The organism is Paenibacillus sp. alder61 (assembly GCF_020179875.1).
GTDB classification, from domain to species: Bacteria; Bacillota; Bacilli; order Paenibacillales; family Paenibacillaceae; genus Fontibacillus; species Fontibacillus faecis.
Window position 1 is genome coordinate 1 of sequence record NZ_JAIUDG010000013.1, and the last position, 14,722, is coordinate 14,722.

The window sequence follows — 14,722 nt, forward strand, 5'->3', positions numbered from 1 at the left end:
TCGCAAGTAACCACTTCGTGATCAAAAGCCGGATTTTGAGCTACCCATTCAATAAAAAGCTCAAAATCCGGTTTTTCAGCACCGAGAAGCTTGGATGAAACCGGACCTGAGGAGCGGAGCGTAGGAGGAGCCTACGTGAGCACCGGAAGGGCCGGTTGAATTCAAGATTCGATGCCGACTTGACTTCGCAAGTAACCACTTCGTGATCAAAAGCCGGATTTTGAGCTACCCATTCAATAAAAAGCTCAAAATCCGGTTTTTCAGCACCGAGAAGCTTGGATGAAACCGGACCTGAGGAGCGGAGCGTAGGAGAAGCCTACGTGAGCACCGGAAGGGCCGGTTGAATTCAAGATTCGACGCCGACTTGACTTCGCAAGAATCACTTCGTGATCAAAAGCCGGATTTTGAGCTACCTTAGATTAGCCTTGTTTGCTTTGTACTTCTTCTAGGCGTACCACCCGCGTATGCTGCGTATGGCTCCACTGCTTGTTGTTCTGCGTAAAGAAAGCGTAAAACGTGATCGGCCACCACGATACCAAGTAAATCGGGAACAGCACCAGGTAGGCGTATACTTTCTTCGATTTGACCTTCTCCAGAATCATCGCCGTCAGGAAGATAAACACGTTGGCCCCGATCGCTACAAAAGAGAGCCATAACGGAAGATGGGCATACAGCGTTTCGAAATTTGGACCGCCGAACAGCGATTGGTCCGCCCAGATAAACGCGGTCAGCAGGAAGGTCAGGAGCACGATGTAGACGTTAACCCCATACAAGGCCATATCCAGTTTGACCAAATTCCGTTCCTTGATGCTCTTCCAGAGAAGCGGAAAGAAATACCGGCGAGCCACCGTGAAATGCCCCTGCATCCAGCGCAGGCGCTGACGCGCGGAAGCTTTGAATGTGAGCGGCTTTTCGTCAAAAAGTTTCGCGTCGTAGTTAAACACCGGATAAATCCCGCGTTCCACGCAGCGCATCGTAAATTCCAAATCCTCAACCAGACTGGTGGCTCCCCATCCGATTTCTTTCAAGAGCTCGGTTTCGAAGCACATCCCCGTCCCTCCGAGGAAGTTAGCCATTTTCAAATTATGGCGGGACAGCTGCCACAACCGGTTGCAGTACCAATAGGAAATCCCGTAGGAAGCCGTAATCCAAGAGTCCTCAGGGTTTTTCGTGTCGATGTAGCCTTGAATGACCCGTGCTCCGGAACAGAGATCGTTATTCATCTCATTCAGGAAGTCCGGATGCGCCAAGTTATCGGCGTCAAACATCACGACCGCGTCATACTGCCTCGGCATTTTCCACAGCTGCTTCAGCATCCATTCGATGGCGTATCCCTTACCGCGAAGGTTGGGATTCGTACGAACGCAGGCGTTCATGCCGTGGCTTCTGACAATGTCGGCGGTCCCGTCCGTGCAGTTGTCGCAGATGACAAATACATCGTACAGTTCCTTCGGGTAATTCAGTTCTTTCAGGTTTTCCATCAAAGCGCCGACGACCTTTTCCTCGTTATGCGCCGCCACGAGAACGGCAAAGGATTTCGCCGGAGCAAAGGTTTTCTTGTTCTTTTTCTTGTACAAACCAAACAGCGCCAGACCGAACTGGTACACCCCTACCACCGCAAGCACAACCTGCAGCGATATCATAATGGCGTCCAACATTGATCTCTGTACCCCCTTTTAACTCCTTTAAATTTTCATGTCTTTTTTCTCTAAATCTGGTACGGAGTTTTTCATGACCCTTATTGCTTTTCTTTTTTGAAAATCTAAAATCTTTTCAACGCTTTTTCGATTTTCCATGACTTTGCACCATTTGTCAAACCGGTGTAAGACCTGATGGCCGCAAAATCCGGCAGTAGTGACTCTATATTCCCTCAAGACACCGTCGCTTCCCGCATTCGGTGCGTTTTGTTCTTATTTTCATCCGTTTTTGCGGTTTTTATTTCTTTAGTCCCCCCTTTTTCTCATATGTAAACGTTTATATAAAAAAAGGCAGCTAATATACAAACGAAAAAAGCAAAGAAAAGTTTACTCAATAACTCATTTTTCTTTAAACTTTTTTGCTATCATTTGAATCAACGGCACAGCTTCGTTCACATTAATTTAAAAAAAGGGTATATTAACACAAAACGTCGCCTGTCCATAAAGAGCGAGGATTATGTAAAATATGTAGCAAACAACTTGACCGGTTTCTTGCAGCAAACCATGCGCGGAGGGATCTTTATGACTCGATTGCTTCAAAAACTGATACGACTGGACCAGAAACTGTTCGTGGGAATCAACGGACGGCTGCACCGAAGTTTTCTGAATTTCTGGCTGTACTATCTGACCCACCTGGGCGGAGCCACCTTTACGATCCTGGCCACCTTGCTGATCTGGCTGGCAGCCCCGGAACCTTGGAACAAAACGGGACTTCAGGCGGGTGTCGCCTTGGCCATCAGTCACCTCCCGGTCGCTCTTGCCAAAAAAACATACCCGCGTGTCCGTCCCTACCTGACCCTCCCGGGGACGAACACCTTTCGGAATCCGCTGACGGACCACTCTTTTCCTTCCGGCCATACGACCGCCATATTTTCGGTAACCATGCCGTTTATCGCGGCGATGCCGGCGCTTGCGTTCGTTCTCGGGCCCGTGGCTTTAATCGTGGCCATATCGCGCATTTATCTGGGGCTGCACTATCCTTCCGACGTGCTTGCGGGGGCCGTCATCGGGACTTCCGTAGCCCTCGGGACGGTTGCATTATGGACGTAAAGGGGATATTGTAGTTGGTAGAAAAACCTTGCAGGAAAAGGTGAAACTAAAGTGCAAAAACAAAGGGTCTTGCTTTTGTCTGAGGGGTTTGGAGCCGGTCACACCCAGGCGGCATATGCGCTCTCGAGCAGTTTACGAAAAGTAGCGCCGCATGTGCAGACCAGAGTACTGGAACTGGGAAGCTTTTTAAATCCTAGAGTGGCGCCAATCATCATTACCGCCTATAAGAAAACGGTGTCCACCCAGCCGCGGCTCGTCCGCATGATGTACCGCAGCAATTATAAGAAATCCTTAAACCGATTAACGACGCTTGCCTTACATCGGATATTTTATACGCGTACAATTCAGATTATCCGTCAATTGCATCCGGATGTGATTGTGTGTACCCATCCCATTCCCAGCGCGATCATATCGCGGATCAAGCGCCTTGAACTGCTGGATGTGCCGCTCTGCACCGTCATTACTGATTATGACGCCCACGGAACCTGGGTCAGCCGGGAAGTGAACAGCTACCTCGTCTCCACCGATCAGGTCAAGCAAAAGCTGCTGGAACGGGGCGTGGAAGAGGAGAAAATAAGAATCACAGGCATCCCGGTTCATCCGAATTTTTGGGAACGCCATCGGAAAGAGGATATCCGGAGCCAATTCAACCTGAAAAATATGCCCACCGTGCTCGTTATGGGCGGTGGCTGGGGTTTTATGAAGGATGAAGCGGTCAACTCCCTGTTGGCCTCGTATCGTGAGCAGATTCAGATCATCTTCTGCTTCGGCAGCAATACGAAATCTCTGGAGAAGATGAAGAAGGACCCGCGCTTTATTCATCCGCATATCCATCTGCTAGGCTTTACAAGGGAGATCGACAAGCTGATGGAGGTCTCCGACCTGCTGATCACGAAACCGGGAGGCATGACCTGCACGGAAGGATTAGCCAAAGGAATTCCGATGCTGTTTCACAAGCCCCTTCCCGGTCAGGAGGAAGAAAATTCGCAGTACTTCGCCTCCCAAGGCTGGGGTACCCCGATCGGCTCGCTCGACGACATCACCGCCTGGATCAAACGGCTCACCAACAACTATGAAGAAGTGGTCCGTACCCGTGAGGAAGTGCTCGACCATATCGCCAGCTATTATCCGTTGCAAAGCGCACAAGCTATCATGGACCTGATCGAGGACAAAAAGGTTTTGGCGGAATAATCAATCAACATCATGCAGAAAAGCAAAAGGCCTCCGGAATTTCCGGAGGCCTTCTTTGCGGACGGCGATTAAAACTCGTCCATTTTATGTGCGTGATAACGTTCTAGAGCCGCTTCCCCTATCTTGACTTCGCAGCGGTAGATCGGCATCCCTTGTCCCACAAACTTGCTTTCGTACTCGGTCATCACGTGCTCCTCATTGATCCCTTCCCCGTGCAGGTTAAGCGATATGTTGCTCAACTGCAGCCCGCAAGCCGCAAAGGCATTAAGCGAAAACTGAAACAGCTCCCGGGAATCGGTTTTAAAGTGGATTTCCCCGTCCTCATTCAATAAGGAGCGGTATTTGTCCAGGAAGCGCGGATGGGTCAGCCTACGCCGAGCATGCTTTTTCTTCGGCCACGGGTCGCTGAAATTCAAATAAATACGCGAGACCTCGCCCGGTGCAAAAAATTCTTCAATCGACTCTATGTTGCCGAGAGCCAGTCTGACATTGTGCGGATTGGCCCCGCTTTCGCCGCTCCAAATGTTGCGCACCTTTTCGCTGGCCCTGCGGATCAATTCATCATACATATCCATGCCCACAAAGTTGCAGTCCGGATGCTTGAAGCTCATCCCGCTGACAAATTGGCCTTTGCCCATACCCAATTCAATATGGAGAGGCCTGTCATCGCCGAACAACTGCGACCATTTTCCTTTATGCTCCCGGGGATTTAGAACTACCAGATCCTGCTGCTGCTCCAGATTCTCCCGGATTCCCTTTCTGCCGCGTAAACGCATCTCATTCCTCCGCCTTTATGTTTTGCCATAGCTTTATAACCATTACTGAAATATTGTGCCGAAGATCAATCTAAAAGTAAAGGGATTATGACGAAGCACTGCAAAAAAATGAAAAAGGAATCCGGCACCGCCGGGGAGACGGTTCGCGAATTCCTTCTTCGATATATTTTGGAATTGGGGTCCAAACGTAGTTTAGGTACAATTAAAATAACATAATCTGTAATTCATCGCAAGAAAACAAGGCGGGCCGGATGCCTTTTTTTCATGATTTTTGATACAATGAGTGCTAGGGAAGCCGCTAAATTCAAGGATTTTGGGCATTTAACGGCATAAAACATATTTTTTTGACAACGTTATGACTTTATAGGATTAAAGGAGCAAAGATGATTAACACCCCATTAACGCCCCCCATGCTTTGGGGCGACAAACGATTTCATACCTGGAACACCGAGATGCGCAAACAGTTCGGGGAAAAGGTCTTTAAAGTCATGCTGGATGCCGGATTCACTTGTCCGAACCGGGACGGTTCGATCGCCAAAGGCGGATGCACGTTCTGCAGCGCACGGGGATCGGGCGACTTTGCGGGAAGCCGGCGAGACGACCTGGTGACCCAATTCAACAAAATTCGGGACCGCCAGCATTTGAAGTGGCCGAACGCGAAATATATCGGCTATTTCCAGGCCTATACGAACACGTACGCCCCCGTCGAGGAGCTGAGGGAATATTACGAAGCGATTCTGGAGCAGCCGGGGGTTGTAGGCTTGTCGATCGCGACGCGCCCCGACTGTCTTCCCGATGATGTGGTCGATTATTTGGCCGAGTTGAACGAACGGACCTATCTTTGGGTGGAAATGGGCCTGCAAACGGTGCATGAATCCACGTCCGAACTGATTAACCGCGCGCACGATACGCAATGCTATCTGGAGGCCGTGGAGAAGCTCCGCAGGCGCAATATCCGGGTCTGCACCCACATTATTTACGGGCTGCCGCAGGAAACGCACGAAATGATGCTTGAGACCGGACGCGCCGTGGCGAATATGGATGTGCAAGGCATCAAAATTCACCTGCTTCATCTGATGCGCAAAACCCCGATGGTCAAACAGTATGAAGCCGGGTTGCTGCGCTTTTTGGAAAAGGACGAGTATATCAAGCTTATCGTCGATACGCTCGAATTCTTGCCTCCCGAGATGATCGTGCACCGCCTTACCGGCGATGCCCCGCGCGATTTGCTGATCGGGCCGATGTGGAGCCTTAACAAGTGGGAAGTCCTGAACGGAATCGACGATGAACTGAAACGCCGGGACACCTGGCAGGGAAAATACTGGAGGGGATAGTCATGGGATTTCTCTCGGTGCTGAGTTTTGCGCATAAACTCGTCGGCGAGCGGCTGCAGCCCGGCGACGCCGCCGTGGACGCCACGGCCGGAACGGGGGCGGATACGCTGTTTCTCGCCAGGGTCTGCGGCCCGCGCGGGCGGATATTCGCCTTCGATATCCAGGCCGAGGCCCTGGCCCTGACGCAAGCCAGGCTGCTCAAGGAAGAGCCGGCCTTGCTTCCGGCGGTGACCTTGCTCCAGCAAAGTCACGCGGAGATGGCCCAGGCGCTGCCCGGCGATATTTGCGGCAAGCTGGGCGCCGTCATGTTCAACTTGGGCTTTCTGCCCGCCGCGGGGGCGGATCCGTCCCTCATTACCCAGACGAGCAGCACTTTGCATGCTCTGGATGCGGCACTCCGGCTGCTGCGGCCGCGAGGCATTCTGACCGCCGTGTTATATCCGGGACATGCGGGAGGCGATGAGGAAGCGGCGGCGGTGGAATCCTGGGCGGCCGCCCTGCCGCAGGCGGCGGCGCAAGCGATCGTGTACCGGCAGCCGCAGAAGCCGGCCGCTCCGTATTTGATCGCCGTCGAAAAAAAACAACAACAATAGGGGGATTCCGATGTCAGTAAAAAAAATCGAGCATGTTGGGATTCGGGTTACGGCCCTGGAAGATTCCATTGAATTTTACGTCCGCGTGATCGGCCTCAGGCACCTGCATACTGTCGGCGAGGTCGGAGAAGCGCTGAGGCTGGCCTTTCTGACCTTTCCGGGGCAGGAATCGGTGGAGTTGGAGCTGATTTATGTCCGTGACGGGGAAGAGCTTCCACGGGAAGGCAGAGTCCATCATATCGCCTTTACGGTGGCGAACATCGAAGAGGAATACGCCCGGATTTCACGCCTCGGCTTGTCCGGGCTGGACCCGGAAATCCGCTCTCTGCCTAACGGCAGCCGGTTCTTCTTTTTCAACGGGCCGGACGGGGAACGAATCGAGTTTTTTGAGCCATCACTCCATTAAAGGAAGTGCTACCCAATGCAACAGCAAACCTTTACCTTCGGCAATGACGCGGGGCATCAGGTGTTCGTCTACCTTTGGACCCCTGCCCCCTCCGTTCGCCTCCGGGGCGTGCTGCAGATCGCTCACGGCATGAGCGAGACGGCGGAACGGTACCGTCGGTTTGCCGAGGCGCTGACCCAAGCGGGCTTTGCCGTGTACGCCAACGACCACAGGGGACACGGGCGGACGGCGGCGAACCCGGGGCAGCTCGGCTGGCCGGGACCCGACGGCCTGAACGGAATGGTCCGGGATATGATCGAGGTCGGCAGAGGCGCCAGGAACGATCATCCCGATCTTCCCCTGTTTCTGATGGGGCACAGCATGGGCTCTTTTTTGACGCAAAAGACGATGTACACCGCCCCGGAACTTTACAGCGGCTTCATCCTCTCGGGAACCAACGGGCCGCGGGGAATGCTCTCCTTCGGCCAGCAACTGGCCCGGTGGCAGGCGGTCTTCCAGGGACAGGAGCACCCGAGTCTGCTGCTCAACGCGCTCTCGTTCGGTAGCTTTAATCGCGCTTTCCTGCCGATGCGCACGCCATTCGATTGGCTTTCCCGCGACCAGCGGGAGGTCGACCGGTTCATCGAAAATCCGCTCTGCGGATTTATCTGCAGCGCCGGATTCTTCCAAGGACTGTTCGGATTGCTTCGCGAGATTCATCGGCCGGAGCTCATGCGGAAAATCCCCAGGGACAAACCCGTATACGTGTTCGGAGGCGACCGCGATCCGGTCGGCTTGAACGGAAAAGGCGTCGGCCGTCTTATCGCCCTGTACAAGAAACTGGGGATCGAAGATCTCGAAGTCAAATTGTACCCGGAAGGCCGGCATGAAATGCTTAACGAAATCAACCGGGACGAGGTGACCGCGGATGCGCTCGCTTGGCTTGAAAGGCACTTGCCTTCGGCATAATTTAGCCGGCTCGGCTTGACTCGTCAATCGACCGGTTTCGCCACCACAGCGGCGACAAATGGCGACAAATAACGGATGAACTTTCCCTGTTGTTTGTCGCTTTGTTTTGTTTGTGCGCGATGGCGATCCGACCGGATTGTAGTCACCTAATCCCGACTGACAGGGGGCACCAGGAAGCGGCGCGGCGAGTTGGATCTAACCCCCCGCAAGCCACCCACCGCATAGCGGCCATTTGGGGCGCTATTTGCGCCCGATTCGTCTCCCGGGGCAAAATAGCGGCCAAAAAGGGCCTTATTACTCTGATGCGGGCCCCAAAATCAGGTTTTGACCCGCTTTTCTAAAAAATAAGGGCCCAAAAGTCCGCTATTTCATACCGATGAGCCAAATTCGACAAAATAGCGCCTCTAAAGACGCTTATTCCTCGGTACTTTAAAGTGGAGCTGGCCGCTGACAAATTTCTGCGTGATTCAATGGCATATGCCACGCCAACGCATACGCCATGCCAGGGCACACGCCAACGCATACGCCGTGTAAACGCGTACGGCATGCCGACGTATACGCCACGCTGGAGAAATCATGCGGCCGGATTCAGCGCCAACGATTGCAGTAGCGTACCCCCTTACCCTTTAAATCATCCCCCACTTGCTTCCAACCCGCTAGTAAGGCGCTCGCTCCAACCGTCCCACTCAACAACACACGTAAATTCCTGCAAATCTGCAGGTTTTTTTCCCGATTTGAACCCCATTTCATAAATACCTGCAAATCTGCAGGCATTTTGGGCAGCAAACGCCCGTTTCTCAGAATCGTCCGGAAATTCCTGCATTTTTGCATCCTTTTGCTTTTTGTTAAAGAGAATGAGCGGAAATTCCTGCACTTTTGCATCTTTTTTTGTTTGCCCGGGCTAAATCCACACTTAAAAAAGCTGCCCCGTTCGTCTTCACAAGACAAACGGGACAGCCGTACTCACGAGCCAACCTCTTCCTCTTCCTCTTCCTCTTCCTCTTCCTCTTCCTCTTCCTCTTCCTCTTCCTCTTCCTCTTCCTCTTCCTCTTCCCCTTACTCCCCTTCCGCATCCTCCGGTGCGGCGTTGCCTTCTTCCTCCTGAGGCTGGTCCAGCCAGCTCCGGATCATCGAAAGCAGTTGAGCGCTGTTCACCGGCTTCGTGATGTAGTCGGATGCCCCGGCTTCCAGGCAGGCCTCCCGGTCCCCGCTCATCGCCTTGGCCGTCAGCGCGATAATCGGCAGATCCCGGAACTCCGGCTTTTGCCGGATGGCCCGTGTCGTTTCGTAGCCGTCCATGATCGGCATCATAATATCCATCAGCACGATTTCGATCGAAGGGGTATTCTCCAGAATCTGAATGGCCTCCTGCCCGTTCTCGGCCGGAATCACCTTCATATTGTGCCGTTCCAGAATCGTGGTCAGCGCAAAAATATTCCGGATATCGTCATCGACGACAAGAACCTGCTTCGACTTGATCATCTCGTCCGATTCATGCAGCTTCACCAGCGTTTGCCGCGATTCGTCCGGCAGATTCTCCGCCTTCCGGTGCAGGTACAAGCTGGTTTCGTCCATCATCTGCACCGGAGTCTTGACCTCCTTGATCACGGAGGACTTCATCAGATCCTCGAGCTGGTTTTCCTGCTCCGGCGTCCACTTCCGCTGCCGGTTCAGGATGATCGGCACGGCTTTGTTCTGCATATTTTTGTGAATATCGTAAATCAAGCCGAACACATCCGTGCCGCCCAGGTCGTTGTCGATCAAGATGACGTCGAACCTCTTCGCTTTCAACTGATTTAGCGCCTTGCGGCCGGTGTCGCAAGCTACAATTTCAAGGTCGTTGTTATCCAGCAGCTCCACCGATTCCTTCCGGCGCGCCTCGTCGCTCATGACGATCAACAGCCGGTGGGTGTCCCGGTTTGAGAACTCCCGCAGTTGATCCAGCTTCGACTCCAGCTCTTCATTGGAAACCGGTTTGCGGATGTATTCGTAGACGCCTTTCTGCCGCAGCTCGATCTCATCGTCCTCTACCGTAATAACGCAAATCGGGATATGCCGTACGCTGAGATCGTTTTTCAACTGGTCGATGATGAGCCAGCCATCCATATCCTTCAACCGCAAATCCAGCGTGATGGCATCCGGCCGATACTTCTGGGCAAGCTCCAAAGCCCCGGTTCCCCGGGTGGTGATAATTCCCTTGATCCCTTTTTTATGCAGCACATCGAGAAGAATTTCGTTAAACTTCACATCATCTTCCACGATCAAAAATACGGAATCCCCCGGCTGAATCGAATCCCGGTCATCCCGGATCACCCGTTCTTCCTTCGTCACGCCGGACCGCTTCGGTTCTCGCGGCGAGACGTCGATGACTTCCGGGACATAACGCGCGGCCGAAGCGGGCTCCGAGACCGTCTCGGCGTCTTCCTCGGGCTCATGGCCCGGAATGTCCGTATACAGCGGCAGATACAAGTTAAAGACACTGCCTTTGTTCACGACGCTGTACAGCGTAATTTCTCCGCCGAGCAGGGTCGCGATCTCCCGGGAGATCGCGAGACCCAGGCCGGTTCCTCCGTATTCCCGGCTCGTGCTGCCGTCGGCCTGCTGAAACGCCTCGAAAATAATCGCCTGTTTGTCGACAGGGATACCGATCCCCGTATCGCTGACGGAGAAGCAAATGACTTCCTTCGCCCGGTTCAGTTTCTCGTTTCCGGCGCTCCAACCGTCCTCGGCTTTGCGGACGTGCAGTAAAACCTGGCCTTTCTCCGTAAATTTGAACGCGTTGGAGAGCAAGTTCTTCAGCACTTGCTGCAGCCGTTTCGGATCGGTCACCAGGCTTTCCGGAAGATTCCGGTCCAGCTTGACCGCGAAGTCCAGCTGCTTCTGTTCCGCCATATGGAGGAAGGTTCGCTCCAGGCTTCCTTTGATTTCCTTCAGCTTAATCTCGTTGTAATCCGCGGTCACCGTGCCCGACTCGATCTTCGACAGGTCGAGAATGTCATTGATGAGCTCCAGCAGCTCCGTCCCCGCGTCCTGGATCGTCTGGGCGAATTTCACTTGGGAATCCGTCAGATTCCGGTCGGGATTTTCCGCCAGTTGCTCGGCCAGGAGAAGAAGGGAGTTCAGCGGCGTGCGCAGTTCATGGGACATATTGGCCAAAAATTCGGATTTATAGCGGGATGTTAAGGCCAACTGCTCCGCCTTCTCCTCCAGCACGCGTTTCGCGATTTCGACCTCGTTGTTTTTGCTTTCGACCTCGGCTTTCTGCAGTACGAGCAGCCGGGCTTTTTCCTCCAGCTCCTCGTTCGTTTTCTGCAGTTCCAACTGCTGGTTCTGCAGTTCCTCCGTCAAGGATTGGGATTGCATAAGCAGTTCTTCGGTCCGGCGGTTCGCCTGCATCGTGTTGATCACGATGCCGATCGATTCCGTCAACTGGTCAAGGAAGTCGAGGTCGATCGCGGTAAACCGGCGGAAACTGGCAAGCTCCAGGACCGCAAGCACCTGATCCTCAAAAATGATCGGGAGCAGCACGATATTCAACGGAGCCGCCTCGCCGAGACCCGACGAGATCACGACGTAATCCTCGGGCACATTCGTCAGCAGGATGCGCTGCTTCTCGATCAGGCATTGGCCGACAAGCCCTTCGCCCGCCTTGAATTGATTGGACAAATGCTTCCGCTGCTGGTAAGCGTAGCTGGCGAACAGCACCAAGGTCGGCTCGCCGCCGATCTGCTCGTTGATGTACATCACTCCATGCTGCATGGAAACAAGCGGAGCCAGCTCCGACAAAATCATGCGGGAGACCGCGTACAAATCACGCTGGCCCTGCAGCAGACGGGAGAACTTGGCCAAATTCGTCTTGAGCCAATCCTGCTCGGTGTTGATCCGGGTCGTCTCTTTGAGATTACGGATCATTTCATTTACGTTATCCTTCAATACGGCCACTTCGCCGGCCGCGGCGACATCGATGCTGCGGGACAAATCTCCCTTTGTCACCGCGGTGGCGACGGTGGTGATGGCGCGGACCTGCGAGGTCAGCGTGCTCGCCATGTAGTTAACGTTATCCGTCAGATCCCGCCACGTCCCGGCCGCTCCCGGAACGTTCGCCTGGCCGCCGAGCTTGCCTTCCGCTCCCACCTCGCGGGCCACCGTGGTGACCTGATCGGCGAAAGTCGCCAGCGTATCGATCATGTTGTTGATCGTGTCCGTCAATTCCGCGATTTCACCCTTCGCTTCCACCGTCAGCTTCTTCTCCAGATTGCCGTTCGCCACCGCCGTGACGACCTTCGCGATGCCGCGGACCTGATCCGTCAGGTTGGCGGCCATAATATTCACGTTGTCGGTCAGATCCTTCCATATCCCGCCGACGCCGTTAACCTGCGCTTGTCCGCCGAGCTTGCCGTCCGTGCCGACTTCGCGGGCCACCCGCGTCACTTCGGAGGCGAAGGAGTTCAGTTGATCCACCATCGTGTTGATCGTGTTCTTCAGTTCCAACAATTCGCCTTTGACATCGACGGTGATCTTCTTCGACAAGTCGCCATTCGCGACCGCCGTCGTGACACCGGCGATATTGCGCATCTGGATCGTCAGGTTGCTGGTCATCGTGTTTACGGTATCGGTTAGGTCTTTCCAGGTCCCGGACACATCCTTCACGTCCGCTTGGGCCCCGAGCTTGCCTTCCGTTCCCACCTCGCGGGCGACGCGCGTCACCTCGGAAGCGAACAGGCTGAGCTGATCCACCATCGTGTTCATGGTGTTCTTCAGCTCCAAGATCTCGCCTTTCGCATCGACGGTAATCTTCTTCGACAGATCGCCCTTCGCCACCGCGGTCGTAACCTCCGCGATGCCGCGCACCTGATCGGTCAAATTTCGCGCCATATTGTTGACGCCCTCGGTCAAATCCTTCCACGTGCCGCCTACGCCCTTCACCTCGGCCTGGCCGCCGAGCCGGCCTTCGGTCCCGACCTCCAGCGCCACGCGGGTCACTTCGGAGGCAAAGGTCGACAGTTGATCCACCATCGTGTTGATCGTATTTTTCAGCTCCAAAATTTCTCCCTGCACGTCGGCCGTGATCTTCTTCGACAGATCCCCGTTGGCGACCGCCGTCGTCACGACGGCGATGTTCCGTACCTGGTTCGTTAAATTGGAGGCCATGTAATTGACGCTTTCCGTCAAATCCCGCCACGTCCCGGCCACGCCGCGAACCTGGGCCTGTCCGCCGAGAATGCCGAGCGTTCCCACCTCGCGGGCCACCCGCGTGACCTCGGAAGCAAAGGTAGACAACTGATCCACCATGGTGTTGATCGTATTTTTCAGCTCCAGGATCTCGCCCTTCGCATTCACCGTAATATGCTTGGATAAGTCGCCTTTGGCGACGGCGGTCGTGACTTCCGCGATATTCCGTACCTGATTCGTCAAATTGGACGCCATATAATTGACGCTTTCCGTCAAATCCCGCCACGTCCCGGCCACCCCGGTCACCTCGGCCTGCCCGCCGAGAATCCCTTCGGTCCCGACCTCCAGCGCCACCCGCGTGACCTCGGAGGCAAAGGTGGACAACTGATCCACCATCGTGTTGATCGTGTTTTTCAGTTCCAGAATCTCGCCCTGAACGTTGGCCGTAATCTTCTTCGACAGGTCCCCGTTGGCCACGGCGGTCGTCACGACGGCGATGTTGCGCACCTGATCGGTCAGGTTCGAAGCCATGTCGTTGACGCTTTCCGTCAAATCCTTCCACGTTCCCGAGACGCCCTTCACTTCGGCCTGGCCGCCCAGCTTGCCCTCGGTTCCGACCTCCCGGGCCACCCGGGTCACCTCCGAAGCAAACATGGAGAGCTGGTCCACCATCGTGTTGATCGTATCCTTGAGCTCCAGAATTTCGCCCTTCGCGTTGACCGTAATCTGCTTCGTCAAATCGCCGTTGGCGACGGCGGTCGTCACCGCGGCGATATTGCGCACCTGGTCGGTCAGATTCGCGGCCATATTATTAACGCTGTCAGTCAAGTCTTTCCAAGTGCCCGAGACGCCTTTCACATCGGCCTGGCCGCCCAGCTTGCCCTCGGTACCGACCTCCCGGGCGACCCGGGTCACCTCCGAAGCGAACGTACCGAGCTGATTGACCATCATATTGATATTGTTGGCCATCCGCAAATACTCGCCGGTCAAAGGTCTGCCCTCGAATTCGACTTCGACTTTCTGGGTCAAATCCCCCTGGGCGACCGCGTTGATCACCCGGGCGACTTCCGTCGTGGGCTGGACAAGATCGCTGACCAGACCGTTCAACGACTCTACGATAACTTCCCAGCCGCCGCCGGTATTTTTATGTTGGAATCTTCGGGAAAGCTTGCCTTCCTTGCCGACGACCTGGGCGACCGTTCGAATTTCGCCCGCAAGGTTCTCCTGCATGTCCATAATTTCGTTAAAGGTGTCCGCCACTTTTCCGGCGATACCGGTTTTGTCGTAAGGCATCCGGAAGGTAAAGTCTCCCTTTTTCATCGCTACCAATGCATTCAGCAATTCGCCGGCGTCGATCCCGTCGCGGGGCGGCGGAGATTGCTGCTGATCCTGATTCGACATCCTCGATCCTCTCCCGACATCTTGTTTATAGACATATATATACAACCTATGACAAAATCTTAACCTTTAAATAGTTTACTACGCAAATCAACGCGCTGTCATTAACCGTAAAGACATCCGGCACAAAGACCCAGAAAAGAGGAAATCCCGCCAT

General features: G+C 54.3%; 11 protein-coding genes. 6 read left to right on the forward strand and 5 right to left on the reverse strand.

The annotated features are described in order from the left end of the window. Positions 1 to 419 precede the first annotated feature (419 nt). Complete coding sequence (locus LBW89_RS14885) at positions 420 to 1,658, reverse strand: glycosyltransferase family 2 protein (protein WP_148450663.1); 1,239 nt, start codon at positions 1,656 to 1,658, stop codon at positions 420 to 422. Between the two features lie 561 nt (positions 1,659 to 2,219). On the opposite strand from LBW89_RS14885, the gene LBW89_RS14890 reads away from it, so the two are divergent. Both LBW89_RS14890 and LBW89_RS14895 read left to right on the forward strand, forming a co-directional pair. Then, positions 2,220 to 2,747, forward strand: coding sequence for a phosphatase PAP2 family protein (locus tag LBW89_RS14890; RefSeq protein ID WP_148450664.1), 528 nt, complete (start codon positions 2,220 to 2,222; stop codon positions 2,745 to 2,747). 51 nt (positions 2,748 to 2,798) lie between these two features. Then, the gene (locus LBW89_RS14895) at positions 2,799 to 3,938 is read left to right on the forward strand and encodes an MGDG synthase family glycosyltransferase (RefSeq protein WP_148450665.1); all 1,140 of its coding nucleotides are present in this window, start codon (positions 2,799 to 2,801) and stop codon (positions 3,936 to 3,938) included. 68 nt (positions 3,939 to 4,006) lie between these two features. Here the strand turns inward: LBW89_RS14895 and trmB are convergent, their stop codons facing one another. Next, a complete protein-coding gene (gene trmB, locus LBW89_RS14900; RefSeq protein ID WP_148450666.1) occupies positions 4,007 to 4,714 on the reverse strand; it encodes a tRNA (guanosine(46)-N7)-methyltransferase TrmB in 708 nt (235 codons plus the stop codon). 386 nt (positions 4,715 to 5,100) lie between these two features. Here trmB and LBW89_RS14905 point away from each other — a divergent pair, with 386 nt between their 5' ends. The 4 genes from LBW89_RS14905 to LBW89_RS14920 are packed head-to-tail and all read left to right on the forward strand — an operon-like array spanning position 5,101 to position 7,995. After that, positions 5,101 to 6,048, forward strand: coding sequence for a TIGR01212 family radical SAM protein (locus LBW89_RS14905; RefSeq protein ID WP_148451193.1), 948 nt, complete (start codon positions 5,101 to 5,103; stop codon positions 6,046 to 6,048). A 2-nt stretch (positions 6,049 to 6,050) separates the two neighbouring features. Then, positions 6,051 to 6,641: a tRNA (mnm(5)s(2)U34)-methyltransferase gene (locus tag LBW89_RS14910; protein ID WP_148450667.1), complete on the forward strand. Its 591-nt coding sequence runs from the start codon at positions 6,051 to 6,053 to the stop codon at positions 6,639 to 6,641. Positions 6,642 to 6,651: 10 nt separating this feature from the next. Beyond that, on the forward strand, positions 6,652 to 7,047 hold the full coding sequence (locus LBW89_RS14915; protein ID WP_148450668.1) for a VOC family protein: 396 nt from the start codon (positions 6,652 to 6,654) through the stop codon (positions 7,045 to 7,047). A 15-nt stretch (positions 7,048 to 7,062) separates the two neighbouring features. Then, entirely contained in the window at positions 7,063 to 7,995 is a 933-nt protein-coding gene (locus LBW89_RS14920) for an alpha/beta hydrolase (RefSeq protein ID WP_148450669.1), read from the forward strand. Positions 7,996 to 8,626: 631 nt separating this feature from the next. Here the strand turns inward: LBW89_RS14920 and LBW89_RS14925 are convergent. Genes LBW89_RS14925 through LBW89_RS14935 form a run of 3 tightly spaced genes read right to left on the reverse strand, consistent with a single transcriptional unit; the run spans position 8,627 to position 14,568 of the window. Further along, a complete protein-coding gene (locus LBW89_RS14925; RefSeq protein ID WP_148450670.1) occupies positions 8,627 to 8,869 on the reverse strand; it encodes a hypothetical protein in 243 nt (80 codons plus the stop codon). Then, positions 8,841 to 9,068 carry a hypothetical protein gene (locus LBW89_RS14930; protein WP_225039452.1) on the reverse strand — a complete coding sequence of 76 codons (228 nt, stop codon included), beginning with the start codon at positions 9,066 to 9,068 and terminating at the stop codon, positions 8,841 to 8,843. Before LBW89_RS14930 ends, LBW89_RS14925 begins: the two co-directional genes overlap by 29 nt. After that, entirely contained in the window at positions 9,052 to 14,568 is a 5,517-nt protein-coding gene (locus LBW89_RS14935; protein WP_148450671.1) for a HAMP domain-containing protein, read from the reverse strand. The genes LBW89_RS14930 and LBW89_RS14935 overlap by 17 nt, the downstream gene beginning before the upstream one ends. Positions 14,569 to 14,722: the final 154 nt, after the last annotated feature.

What these genes read in the sequence shown, in the direction of transcription:
- LBW89_RS14885 (WP_148450663.1), bottom strand. Translation starts at nt 1,658, where the DNA reads ATGTTGGACGCCATTATGATATCGCTGCAGGTTGTGCTTGCGGTGGTA.
- LBW89_RS14920 (WP_148450669.1), top strand. Translation starts at nt 7,063, where the DNA reads ATGCAACAGCAAACCTTTACCTTCGGCAATGACGCGGGGCATCAGGTG.
- LBW89_RS14910 (WP_148450667.1), top strand. Translation starts at nt 6,051, where the DNA reads ATGGGATTTCTCTCGGTGCTGAGTTTTGCGCATAAACTCGTCGGCGAG.
- LBW89_RS14935 (WP_148450671.1), bottom strand. Translation starts at nt 14,568, where the DNA reads ATGTCGAATCAGGATCAGCAGCAATCTCCGCCGCCCCGCGACGGGATC.
- LBW89_RS14930 (WP_225039452.1), bottom strand. Translation starts at nt 9,068, where the DNA reads ATGCGGAAGGGGAGTAAGGGGAAGAGGAAGAGGAAGAGGAAGAGGAAG.
- LBW89_RS14890 (WP_148450664.1), top strand. Translation starts at nt 2,220, where the DNA reads ATGACTCGATTGCTTCAAAAACTGATACGACTGGACCAGAAACTGTTC.
- LBW89_RS14915 (WP_148450668.1), top strand. Translation starts at nt 6,652, where the DNA reads ATGTCAGTAAAAAAAATCGAGCATGTTGGGATTCGGGTTACGGCCCTG.
- trmB (WP_148450666.1), bottom strand. Translation starts at nt 4,714, where the DNA reads ATGCGTTTACGCGGCAGAAAGGGAATCCGGGAGAATCTGGAGCAGCAG.